The sequence below is a fragment of the Brevundimonas sp. genome (assembly GCF_030704825.1).
In the GTDB taxonomy this organism is placed as follows: domain Bacteria; phylum Pseudomonadota; class Alphaproteobacteria; order Caulobacterales; family Caulobacteraceae; genus Brevundimonas.
In genome coordinates, this window is the sequence record NZ_JAUYNX010000009.1 from 44,995 (window position 1) to 56,899 (window position 11,905).

The 11,905-nt window shown below is 69.4% G+C and carries 9 protein-coding genes; 5 read left to right on the forward strand and 4 right to left on the reverse strand.

Annotation, left to right across the window (positions count from 1 at the left end; translation table 11 throughout):
• The first annotated feature begins 108 nt into the window (after nt 1-108).
• The 4 genes from gor to Q8Q71_RS03570 all read left to right on the forward strand — a co-directional run bounded on the left by gor (nt 109) and on the right by Q8Q71_RS03570 (nt 4,725).
• The gene (gene gor, locus Q8Q71_RS03555; protein WP_305758259.1) at nt 109-1,494 is read left to right on the forward strand and encodes a glutathione-disulfide reductase; all 1,386 of its coding nucleotides are present in this window, start codon (nt 109-111) and stop codon (nt 1,492-1,494) included.
• A 257-nt stretch (nt 1,495-1,751) separates the two neighbouring features.
• Nucleotides 1,752-3,125, forward strand: coding sequence for a class II 3-deoxy-7-phosphoheptulonate synthase (locus tag Q8Q71_RS03560; RefSeq protein ID WP_305758260.1), 1,374 nt, complete (start codon nt 1,752-1,754; stop codon nt 3,123-3,125).
• A 10-nt stretch (nt 3,126-3,135) separates the two neighbouring features.
• Nucleotides 3,136-3,708, forward strand: coding sequence for a prephenate dehydratase domain-containing protein (locus tag Q8Q71_RS03565; protein WP_305758261.1), 573 nt, complete (start codon nt 3,136-3,138; stop codon nt 3,706-3,708).
• A 231-nt stretch (nt 3,709-3,939) separates the two neighbouring features.
• Entirely contained in the window at nt 3,940-4,725 is a 786-nt protein-coding gene (locus Q8Q71_RS03570; RefSeq protein ID WP_305758262.1) for a chorismate mutase, read from the forward strand.
• A gap of 16 nt (nt 4,726-4,741) precedes the next feature.
• Here Q8Q71_RS03570 and Q8Q71_RS03575 read toward each other — a convergent pair whose 3' ends face one another.
• The 3 genes from Q8Q71_RS03575 to Q8Q71_RS03585 form a co-directional block, all read right to left on the reverse strand.
• Nucleotides 4,742-5,527, reverse strand: coding sequence for a DsbA family protein (locus Q8Q71_RS03575; RefSeq protein WP_305758263.1), 786 nt, complete (start codon nt 5,525-5,527; stop codon nt 4,742-4,744).
• Between the two features lie 20 nt (nt 5,528-5,547).
• On the reverse strand, nt 5,548-6,900 hold the full coding sequence (locus Q8Q71_RS03580) for a M48 family metalloprotease (protein WP_371315923.1): 1,353 nt from the start codon (nt 6,898-6,900) through the stop codon (nt 5,548-5,550).
• A gap of 129 nt (nt 6,901-7,029) precedes the next feature.
• The gene (locus Q8Q71_RS03585; protein WP_305758265.1) at nt 7,030-9,678 is read right to left on the reverse strand and encodes a ribonuclease E/G; all 2,649 of its coding nucleotides are present in this window, start codon (nt 9,676-9,678) and stop codon (nt 7,030-7,032) included.
• Between the two features lie 502 nt (nt 9,679-10,180).
• Between Q8Q71_RS03585 and Q8Q71_RS03590 the strand changes: the two genes are divergently transcribed.
• A complete protein-coding gene (locus Q8Q71_RS03590; protein ID WP_305758268.1) occupies nt 10,181-11,353 on the forward strand; it encodes an N-acetylmuramoyl-L-alanine amidase in 1,173 nt (390 codons plus the stop codon).
• A 21-nt stretch (nt 11,354-11,374) separates the two neighbouring features.
• On the opposite strand, the gene Q8Q71_RS03595 is transcribed toward Q8Q71_RS03590, so the two are convergent.
• On the reverse strand, nt 11,375-11,617 hold the full coding sequence (locus Q8Q71_RS03595) for a hypothetical protein (RefSeq protein WP_305758266.1): 243 nt from the start codon (nt 11,615-11,617) through the stop codon (nt 11,375-11,377).
• Between the last annotated feature and the right edge of the window lie 288 nt (nt 11,618-11,905).

Below are 11,905 nucleotides of genomic sequence, written 5' to 3' on the forward strand. Positions count from 1 at the left end.
GTGCTTTCATGGGGCAGGGTGTTCGGGATTGGCGTTGGTGCGGATCGGGTTCAACCGGTCGTCCACAGGACTGGGTCCCGGCTTTCGCCGGGATGAGCGGAAAAGAATATGGCTGAGACCTACCACTACGATCTCTTCGTCATCGGCGCCGGCTCCGGCGGCGTCCGCGCCGCGCGCCTGACCGCCCTCGGCGGCAAACGGGTCGGGATCGCCGAGGAGTTCCGGGTCGGCGGCACCTGCGTCATCCGCGGCTGCGTGCCCAAGAAATTCATGGTGATGGCGTCGGACTTCGCCCACCATTTCCACACGGCCGAAGGCTACGGCTGGACCGTCGATGCGACCTTCGACTGGCCGAAATTCCTCCAGGCCAAGGACGTCGAGATCGCGCGCCTGTCCGGCATCTACGCCGCCAACCTGGGCAAGGCCGGCGTCGACCTGATCCACGGACGGGCGGTGCTGAAGGACGCCCACACCGTCGAGATCGTCGGCAAGGACCAGACCATCACCGCCGAGAAAATCCTGATCGCCACGGGCGGGCGGCCCTGGGTTCCGGAGGGCCTGCCGGGGATCGAGCACGCCATCACCTCGGAAGAGGCCTTCCACCTGCCGGAACTGCCCAAACGCATCCTGATCGCCGGCGGCGGCTATATCGCGGTGGAGTTCGCCGGCATCTTCGCCGGGCTCGGGGTCGAGACCACCCTGATCTACCGCGGCCCCAACATCCTGCGCGGCTTCGACGACGACGTGCGCGCCCATCTGGCCGGCGAGATCGAGAAGCGGGGGATCAAGGTCATCCTCGGCTGCCAGCATTCGGCCATCGAGAAGACCGCGACGGGTCTTAACAACAAGCTCGAGAACGGCATGGAGATCGAGACCGACGTGGTGATGTTCGCCACCGGTCGGGTGCCGCATGTGAAGGACCTCGGACTCGAGGCCGCCGGCGTCGAGCTGAATGACGAGGGCGCGATCAGGGTCGATACGCTGTCTAGGACCACGGCCGACAACATCTGGGCCATCGGCGACGTCACCGACCGGATGAATCTGACCCCGGTGGCGATCCGCGAGGCGGTGGCCTTCCACGAGACCGTCTGGCGCGACAATCCCCAGGCCTTCGACTACGAGGCCGTCGCCAGCGCGGTGTTCAGCCAGCCGCCGGTCGGAACCGTCGGCCTGACCGAGAGCGAGGCGCGGCATTCGTGTCCGGGCGAGGTCGACGTCTATCTGACCCGGTTCCGGCCGATGAAATACGCCTTCACCGGCTCCGACGAACGGATGCTGATGAAGCTGGTGGTCGACGGCCAGAGCCAGAAGGTCGTCGGCGTCCACATCGTCGGCCCGGAGGCGCCCGAGATGATCCAGCTGGCCGCCATCGCCGTGAAGGCCGGCCTGACCAAGGCCCAGTGGGACGCCACCTGCGCGGTTCATCCGACCATGGCCGAGGAACTGGTCACCCTGAAAGAGAAGCAGCAGCCGGGAAACATGTCGGCCGGCTAGGGCGTCCGATTTTGACGTACCGGTCTGCAACACTGGGCGGATGACCGACGTCTTTCCGATTTCCCCGATGACCGGACGCATTGGACTCTTCGGACGCTTCGGACGGTGTTTTCAAACCCGGACGCGCGCACGGAGTGGACGCTTCGGACGGTTTGGACTGCGTTTTCGAGTTTGGCCCGGGTGAAAAGCGGGAGCGCCGACAGAACTGCGACACGGCTTTCGTTGTCCCGGGCGGCGCGAACGCCTATCCTTGAGGCATGAGTATGCGCTGGACCCCCGATAGCTGGAGACAAAAGCCCGTCGTGCAGATGCCGACGGACTATCCGGACATGGCCGCCCTGACCCGGGTCGAGGACGAGCTGCGCGCCCTCCCGCCGCTGGTCTTCGCTGGCGAGGCGCGGCGGCTGACCGCCAAACTGGCCCAGGTCGAGGCGGGCGAGGCCTTCCTGCTGCAGGGCGGCGACTGCGCCGAGAGCTTCAAGGAATTCTCGACCGACAACATCCGCGACACCTTCCGCCTGATCCTGCAAATGGCCGTGGTCCTGACCTTCGCCGGCCGCAAGCCGGTGGTGAAGGTCGGCCGCATCGCCGGCCAGTTCGCCAAGCCGCGCTCCTCCTCGCTGGAAACCATCGGCGACGAGACCCTGCCCAGCTATCGCGGCGACATCATCAACGGCATGGCCTTCACGCCGGAAGAGCGCGTGCCGGATCCCCAGCGCTTGCTGAAGGCGTACAACCAGTCGGCCTCGACCCTGAACCTGCTGCGCGCCTTCGCAGGCGGCGGCTACGCCGACCTGTACAACATCCACCGCTGGACGATGGGCTTCGCGGCCGACAGCGCCTACGGCGCCAAATATCGCGACCTCGCGGACAAGATCACCGAGGCGCTGGCCTTCATGGAGGCCGTCGGCGTCACGCCCGAGAGCCACCCCGACCTGAGCCGGGTCGAGGTCTTCACCAGCCATGAAGCCCTGCTGCTCAACCTCGAGGGCGCCCTGACGCGGCTCGACGGCGCCACCGGCGAATGGTTCGACACCTCGGCCCACATGGTCTGGATCGGGGAACGGACGCGCCAGCTGGACGGCGCCCATGTCGAGTTCGCGCGAGGCATCAGGAATCCGATCGGGATGAAATGCGGACCGACGATGGAGCCGGACGACCTTCTGGCCCTGATCGACGTCCTGAACCCGGATAATACGCCGGGCCGCCTGACCCTGATCGGCCGCTTCGGCGTGGACAAGGTCGGTGAGCGCCTGCCGCGCCTGATGAAGGCGGTGAAGGACAACGGCAAGCGCGTGGTCTGGTCGATCGACCCGATGCACGGCAACACGCTGAAGGCCGGCAACGGCTACAAGACCCGGCCGTTCGAGCGCATCCTCGGCGAGGTGCGCGGCTTCATCGACGTGGCCGAGGCCGAGGGAGTGCATCCCGGCGGCGTCCATCTCGAAATGACCGGCCAGAACGTCACCGAATGCCTTGGCGGCGCCCAGGCCCTGACCGAGGACGATCTGTCCAGCCGCTACCACACCCATTGCGATCCCCGCCTGAATGCGGATCAGGCGCTGGAACTGGCCTTCCTGGTGGCCGAACGGCTCAAGGCCGGGCGGCGGTCGCGGTCGGAAGCGGCCTGAGGTGGAGGGCGTGGGCCGGCCCGCGGGCGACGATGTCGGGGGACGCTGCGCCTATCAGGGCGCGCCCGGCGCCTTCAGCCACGAGGCCTGCATCGACCTGCGACCCTGGGACGAGGCCGTGGCCTACGACACCTTCGAGGCCGTCATCGCCGCGCTGAAATCCGGAGAGGTCGGCTGCGCCCTGATCCCCGTGGAGAACACCACCATCGGACGGGTCGAGCCGGCGGCCTCGCTGGTCGAGGCGGCCGACCTGAAGGTGGTGTCCGACGCCTGGCGGCCGATCCGTCTCGCCCTGATGGCGCCGCCCGGGGCGACCCTGCGGACGGTGAAGACCGCCGAAAGCCATCCGATCGCCTTGCGTCAATGTCCGGCGTTCCTTGAGGCCCATGGCCTCACGCCGGTCGAGGCGTTCGACACCGCCGGCGCGGCGCGCGCCGTGGCCGAGGCCGGCGACGTGACCCGGGCCGCGGTGGCTCCGGCCCGGGCGGCCGAGGTCTATGAGCTGTCGATTTTGCGCAACGACATCCAGGATTCCGAAGACAATCGCACGCGTTTTGTCCTGTTGAGCGTCAATCCGGCTTGACGGCGCACGATCCGTGCGGCTTCTGGCGCGCATGGTTCGCTCGCAAGTCATCGCTGCGACTGCATTCGCCCGCGTTTTCGCGGCCGCGGACCTGTATTTCTATGGCTTTCGATACGCCGGCTGAGGCGTCGGGGACATCGTCCTGACGGCCTCGCCGGCGACCGCCCCGCGACGGGGCGGCGGCTCGCAAAAATCCCTCATCGCCGCGATCGAAATCGAAAGTCCTTTCCCGTGACCCCTTCCAGTACCAAGCCCGCCCTGCAGCAAGTCTGGCCATCGCCCGCCAACGCCGCGGTGGCCGACGTCTCGCCCGAACACATGGCCCTGGCGGCCCTGCGTCACGAGATCGACCACCTCGATGACGAGCTACTGGCCCTGTTCGAGCGCCGTCTGGCCATCGCCGCCCGAGTCGGCCAGGCCAAGGACGCCCCCGCCGGCCCTCATGTGAAACTGCGCCCCGACCGCGAACAGGCGGTGCTGGCGCGGATGCTGGCCAAGGCCGATCCCGATAATCGGGAAGCCGTCGAATCCCTGTGGCGACAGATCGTCGGCTGGGGCCTGGCCCGTCAGGGCCGGATCAAGGTGCAGGTCTGGTCGCCCGTCGAGCCGACCCGCGCCTTCGACGGCGCCCGCCTGCGCTTCGGCGCCGCCGCCGACATGCGCGCCGTGCGCGACCCCGAGGCCGCCCTCGCCTGGGCCGCCGAGGGCAACGGGGTGGCGGTGCTGGCGGTCAACGCCGACAGCGCCTGGTGGATAGGCCTGCGCCGCGACTGGTCGATGCTGAGCGTGTTCGACGGCTTCGGCGGCGCGACGCCGACGGCCCTGGCGGTCGGACGGATCGATCCGGCGGCGCTGCCCACCGGCCGGCGCGTGCTGGTCGATGCGGGCGGCGACGCGGGAGACGGCGGCGGCATTCGTCGGCGCGGCCTTGCCACACACCACGGCTGGACCCTGTCGTTGACCGACGCCAACCTGCCCGTCGGCGGCGACGAGGGCTGCGTCGGCGCGATCGGCTAGGGCCGGGGAGGGCGGGTTAGCCCGCCTTCGCCGTCCGGATGGCGCGGTCGATGTCGGCGGGCTGGATGCTGGCTGTGGCCCGGCCGTTGACGAAGAACGTCGGCGTGCCCTGAAGACCGAGGTTGGCGGCCGACAGCTGGATGTCGGCCAGGTGTCGGGCGACTTCGGGACTCGCCATCGCGGTCCGCGCCGCCGGAATCGCCACGCCATTGGCGGTCAGGATGCGATCCACGGCCGCCTTGTCCAGCGCCGGCTCGGCCATCAGGGCGCGGAACACTGGCAGGTATTTGCCCTGGCGGTGCGCGGCCTGGGCCGCGCGCGCGGCGTAATGCGACGTGTCGTCGGTCCCGCGGTCCAGGATGGGCCAGTCCTTGAACACGAATCGCACGTCGGGATGGGCCTGCATCAGGCGCAGCACCTCCGGAGCCGTCGCCTTGCAGCCCGGGCAGCGGAAGTCGAAGAACTCGATCACCGTGACCCTTGCGTCCGCGGGGCCGAAGCTCGGGTCGCGCGCATCGACGGCGAGCAGGGAGGGGCTGGCGGCGGCCCGTTGGTTGATGGCCCCGGTGCGCGCGGTTTCTTCTTTCGCCTGCAGCGCCGCGCTGACTTCCTGGAGGATCTCCGGGTTCTCAAGCAGATAGGATCGCACCCGTCCGTCGAAATCGCGGCCCGTGGCGTAGGGCGCCGCCGCCAGGGCGAGGGCGACGACCGAGACCGCCAGCGCCGCCGTGCTCGCGCGCGGTCCGGAGAGGAATCCGCCGCGTCGCGGGGCGTCGGTGGCGGGATCGGGCGCGTCGGTCATGCAGTCTCTCGGTGCGAAGGTCAGCCGGCGGCCGGAATCACGCCGCCCCGGTCGCGACGGCTGTTGCGGCGATCGACGTCGTCGATGTCTTCCTGGGTCGCGCCCGACGCGAAAACGATGTCCATGGCGCGCGTCCACTCGGCGGTGCCGGGGTCAAGCATGTCGCGGGCGCGCAGGGCGAACTGGGTCGCCTCACGCTCGGCTCCCGCGGCGAAATACATCTCGGCCGAGGCCAGTCGCGCCTCGCCCTCCTTGCCCTGGCTGGCGTAGGCCTGACTCAGCAAACGCCAGCCCATGGTGTTGTCGTGCTCCAGCGCCGTGGCGCGTTTCAACTGGTTCACCGCCTCGTCCAGTTTGGCGGGATCCCGGGTTTCCAGCAGGGCGTGGGCCAGATTGATGCGCAACAGGGGCGCGTCCGGCTTCAGCTCAACCGAGCGCTGGTGCGCGCCGATCGCTTCGGCGGGCCGGCCCTCCTCGAACAGGATCTGCCCCTTGAGTTCCCAGAAATAGGGGTTCTCGGGCTGCTCCGTCAGGAACACCTCGACCGCGGCCAGCGCCTTTTCGGTCTGGCCGTCGCGATACAGGGCGATGGCGCGGGCGTAGCGAGCGGGCAGGGACGTGTCGCTTTCCGGGTAGTCGCGCAGCGTCTGGTTCGGCGCGTCCATGAAGGCGTGGATCTTGGCCAGGATCAGCGCATGTTCGGCGACCCGCTCCGGGCTGTCCTGATGGTCATAGTTCGACTGCTCGGCGACGAAGCGGCGCAGGTTCTCGATACGCGCCGACGACAGCGGGTGGCTGCGGAAATAGGGGTAGCGCCGCTGGTCCGAGAAAACTTCCTGCGAGCGGAAATTCTCGAAGAAGGTGACGAGGCCCCGGCCGGATTCGCCCGCGTTCTGCAGCGCGCGCGCGCCGGTGTTGTCGGCCTCGCCCTCCTGATGCGTCATGTAGCGCAGCGCGCTGAGGGTGCCGAAATACTGGCTGTTGCCGAGCAGGACCGCCCCCGCATCCGGGGCGCCCGCAGCGATGGCCAGCGCCCCCAGGGCCATGGTCATCAGCATGGGCTGCATGCCCGCGCCCTGGGCCCCGTCCCGCAAGGTATGGCGGTTCTTGATATGCCCCGCCTCGTGGGCGAGGACGCCGAGAAGCTCGTTCGCTGACCGGGTCCTGAGGATCAGCCCGGTGTTCACGCCCATGATCCGGCCGCGCGTGGCGAAGGCGTTCAGGTCGTTCTCGTTGATCAGAAGGATCTCGATCTCGGAGGGCTCCAGCCCCATGGCGGTGAGAACCGGATCCGTCCATTCGTGGATGATGCCTTCGATCTCGGTGTCCCGAATGGCGCTCTGGGCCGAGACCGGCGCGGCCGCAGCCAGCATCAGGCCGGCGACGGCGGCGGCGGCGGTCAGCCGGACGACAGCGTTTCGGGACAGCCAGTTCAATGCGAACTCCTCATACCCAAGTCTACGCCCCCGCCCGGCCGATGGTCACAACCTAATCACGGCGTTTCAGCGGCGCCACCATCCGCGCTTCGGCTTCTCCGGCGGCGCCACGATCTGGGCCGGATCGTCGGCGATCAGGGCGGCGACATCGATCTCGGGCACGGGCGCCGCCGTCGGAGCGACGACGGGCGCGGGTTCCGGCTCCGCCCGGACCGTTTCCGGCTCCGCCGCCTCGACCGGGGTCACGTCCAGCGCGGCGGGTTCGCCGACCGGTTCGGCCTTGTTGGGTTCGACCGGCGCGGTGACGGCTTCGGCTTCCGATTCCGCGGTCGCGCCGGCCGAGACCTTGCGGCGCACGCGACGTCGTTTCGGCTCTTCCGTGAGGGCGACCGGAGCCGTTTCGGCGTCGTCGACGACCACGGCCATCGGCGTGTCCGGCGAGCCGTCCGGCGGCATGCCTTCGTTGGTGGCGCGGGTCTCGACCTTGACCTCGTGGGTCAGGCCCTGGTCGCCGCGATCCCGGCCGCGACCGCGTCCACGCCGGCGGCGCGACCGTCCGTTGCGCTCGCCGCCGATCTCGCCCTCGGGCCGTTCGCCGACGACCTCGTCGACGTCGGCCGCCGGGGCGCCGGCCACAGTGGCCTCCGCCCGCGGCTCGGTTCGTTCGGGGTTGATCGGATCGAACCAGACATAGGGGTCTTCGAGCGAAGGCGTGCGGCCGCGCACCCAGTTGAAGCCGTCGCGCTCGCCGCCTTCCTCGCGCACCCGGCGTCCGCCGCGGCGGCCCCGGCGGCGGCGGCGGCCGCTTTCGCTGTCGTCGTCGTCCTCGCCCGTCGCGGCCGCCGGAGCGGGCGCGGCGCCGTCGTCGGCCGCGATCTCGGCGCCGTCACGGCGCCCGCCGCGACGACGACGACCGCGGCCGCGGCCGCCTTCGCCTTCGACCCGTTCGGCGCGCTCGCGCGGCGTATCGTCGTCGGCGTCCTCACGTTCGAGGGCGTCCTCGTCCTCGTCGTCGGCGATGAATTCGTCGCCGTCGTCCTCGTCCTCGAAGGCGCTGTCGTCGAAGTCGTCGTCGAGGTCGACGAAGGCTTCCGGCCGCTCTTCGGGAACGAAGTCCTCGTTGGTTTCGGTGCGCTCGAGGGCGTGTTCGCCCTGGCCGAGCGCGTCGTCGATCAGGATGACGACGTTCAGGCCGCGCTGGGCCAGCAGGCGCTGCAGATAGTCGCGCTTGTGGTTCAGGATGTAGAGCGCCACCGCGGTGCTGAGGCGCAGATTGACCGAGCCCGCCCCGTTCTTGCCGGCCTCGATGTCGACGGCGCGCAGGGTCATCAGCGCGGCGCTTTCGGCCGAGCGGACGCGTCCGGCGCCCTGGCAGTGCGGGCAGACCTCGGTCGCGCCCTCGATGACGCCGAGGCGGCGGCGCTGGCGGCTGATCTCCATCAGGCCGAAGCCCGAGATGCGGCCCATCTGGATGCGGGCGCGGTCCTTGGCCAGGGCGTCCTTGAGCACCTTCTCGACGGTGCGATTGTTCTTCGACTCATCCATGTCGATGAAGTCGATGACGATCAGGCCGGCGAGGTCGCGCAAGCGCAACTGGCGGGCCGCTTCGACGGCGGCCTCCATGTTGGTCTTGGTGGCGGTGGCCTCGACGTTGCGTTCCTTGGTGGAACGGCCCGAGTTGACGTCGATGGCGACCAGGGCCTCGGTCTGGTTGATGACCAGATAGCCGCCCGAGGGCAGGGGCACGACCGGCTGGTGGATCTGGGTCAGCATCTCCTCGATGCCGTTGGTCGCGAACAGCGGGCGGGCGCCCTGGTAGAGGTGGACCTTCTTCGACTGCGAGGGCATCAGCACCCGCATGAAGTCGCGGGCTTCCTTGAAGCCCTCGACGCCCTCGACCTGGATGCCGTCGAAATCCTTGTCGAACATGTCGCGCACGGCGCGGCGGACGAGGTTTTCTTCCTCATAGATGATCGAGGGCGCGTTCGATTTCAGCGTGGTCTCGCGGATTGTTTCCCACAGGCGCAGCAGATATTCGTAGTCGCGCTTGATCTCGGCCTTGGTGCGTTTGGCGCCGGCGGTGCGGATGATCAGGCCCATGCCCTGGGGCACGTGGAGGGCGGCCGCGGCGGCCTTCAGGCGCTTGCGGTCGGTGGCCTGGGTGATCTTGCGCGAGATGCCGCCGCCCTTGCCGGTGTTGGGCATGAGCACGCAGTAGCGGCCGGCCAGCGACAGCCAGGTGGTCAGGGCCGCGCCCTTGCCGCCGCGCTCATCCTTGACGACCTGGACCAGCATGACCTGACGGCGCTTGATGACGTCCTGGATCTTGTAGCGGCGCATCAGGCGGCGCTTGAGCCGCTCTTCCTCGGCCATGCCGCCTTCGGATTCGTCGTCGCCTTCGCGGGCGTGTTCGTCGTGATCGTCGTCGTCCGAATGCGCCTCGGCCATGATGGCTTCGCGGTCGGCGACGGGGATCTGGTAATAATCCGGGTGGATTTCGCTGAAGGCGAGGAAGCCGTGGCGGTTGCCGCCGTACTCCACGAAGGCGGCCTGCAGGCTGGGCTCTACGCGAACGACCTTGGCGAGATAGATGTTGCCGCGAAGCTGGCGCTTCGCGCGGGATTCAAAGTCGAATTCCTCGACCTGACGGCCCTCGACGATGGCGACCCGGGTCTCCTCGGGATGCGCGGCGTCGATCAACATGGTCTTTGACATGGATTTTTTCTCTCTGGCGCGCTCGGCCATCCCCGCGAAGGGGGCAGGCGGCTCGCCGAATGGGATGAGGGGCGGACGCAGGCGCCATCCCGTCGCCGCGGCGAATGCCGCGGGCGGAGTCGGTCAGATCAGACCGGAAGGGAGCGCAGGCGATAAGGCCCATGGGGTTCAGTACGGTCCTGGGCCCGACGCCGCTGAGGGCGTCCCGGACCCGGTCGTCGAATCGGCGGGCGATTTCCCGGCCGGCTCTCGGATCAGTGAAAGTCATGCCGCGAAGAGGGCGCGCCCAAGCCTGACGGATCAGGGGACGCGATCGTTCGCGAGCGGAACAAGCATAGGCATGCCGGATGCGAATTAAAAGGCGCGTCGGCCTTAACGCCACGCCTTAACCGGTTGGCGACGACGTTGCGTCATGATGGGGCCAACCAAGAAGGTGGGTTTCCGTCGAATGCACGGGCTGTCGCGTATCAATCTGTCGCGTTGGGGGCTGCGCGAGTGGGCGATGACGGCCGTGGCCTTCGTCGTTTTCTGCGTCGCCGTCCTGGCCGCCGGCCGCGGCATCGCCTCGGGCGCCATGGGCGAGGTGCTGCGGGTCCGTTTCGGCGGCGACGCCCAGCACACCCGGGTGGTGGTCGACCTGGACCGCACCGCGCGCGGGCAGGTGATCCAGTCCGGAGACGACGGCCGGGTGGTGGTTTCGCTGGCCGGGGTGATCCCCGAGCGCGGCCTGACCGGCGCGGGCATGGGCCTGGTGCGCGGCTGGCGCGTGGCCGGGGCCGGCGCGGCCTCCCGGGTCGAGCTGGACCTGGCGACCAGCGCCGAGATCGAGCGACGCTTCCTGTTGCCGCCCGGCGACGGGATCGCCCACTACCGCTATGTCATCGACCTGAAGGCCACCGGTCGCGCCCCGACGAGTCCGCCCGGGCGGCCCGAGCCCCGCGTCCCCAGCCGGCCGGCGGAACGGCCGCTGATCTTCATCGACGCCGGCCACGGCGGCCACGATCCGGGCGCCAGCGGCGCCGAATCCCGCGAAAGCGCCGTGACGCTGGCCGCCGCCCTCGCCCTGAAGCAGGAGCTGGAACGCACCGGCCGCTACCGCGTCCGGCTGACCCGGGAGAGCGACGCCTATGTCGCCCTGTACCGCCGCGTCGCCATCGCCCGTCAGGCCGACGCCGACCTGTTCATTTCGCTGCACGCCGACGCCGGAGCCGATCCGGCCACGCGCGGGGCCAGCGTCTACACCCTGTCGGAACAGGGCGCCGGCCGGGCCGTGCGCGAATTCACCCGCGGCGAGAACTGGCACCGCAGTCTGAACCTGCCGGGTCGCGATCCGTCGGTGGACCGCATCCTGCTGGACATGACCCAGCGCGCCACCCAGAACCGCTCGGCCCAGCTGGCCCGGACCCTGCTGGGCGAGCTGGAGAGCGCCGACCATCCGATGCTGCGCCGCAGCCACCGCGACGCCGGCCTGGCCGTCCTGCTGGCCCCCGACGTGCCGGCGGTGCTGCTGGAGATGGGCTTCATCACCAATCCCGAGGACGAGCGGCTGCTGAACGACGGCCGCGCCCGCCGCCGCCTGATGCGGGCCGTGGCCGAGGGCATCGACCGCTACTTCCGCGAACCGGCGGGCGCGCTGCAGATGGCCTCGACCGGCGGGGCGTCGGGCCAGCCCTGAGGTCCGCACGCGAAACAGCGCTCAATACCTGTCCTTCGGGAAGCCGGGCGGCGGCAGGACGCCTTGTTCGATCAGCGAGCGTCGGGCGGCGTTGTACTGTTCCGCACCGCAGCGGTTGCCGCCGCCAGCGCGCACCAATCTCCAAGCCTCGTTGTTGACGGCCTCCTTCCACTGAATGAGCGGCCAGTTTTCCTCGACGAGCCGGATCAGTTCGGGCGGTGCGGGCGTCGGGGCCGGGGGCCGGGACGGGCGGGGTTTGGGCATGGTGATATCTCCTCCCGGGACATGCGGAAACGACCCCGCACCGGACGGCGCGAGGGGCGGGAAGGCGTGCGGAGCGCCGGACCGGAGCCCGGAGATCTTTGTGACTAACCGTTTCGACTCCCGTTGACGCTCCGCGTGGAGATTGTTCGGAAGCTTGCGTCCGGTGGCGGTCTTATCGCCTTACCGCAGCGCCTCCGGCGGGCGGGCCGTGCTTGCGACACGGTCCCCGGACCGGACGAGTATCCCCCTCGCCCCTGACGTCCGACATCCATCGAACCCCGGGCGAAC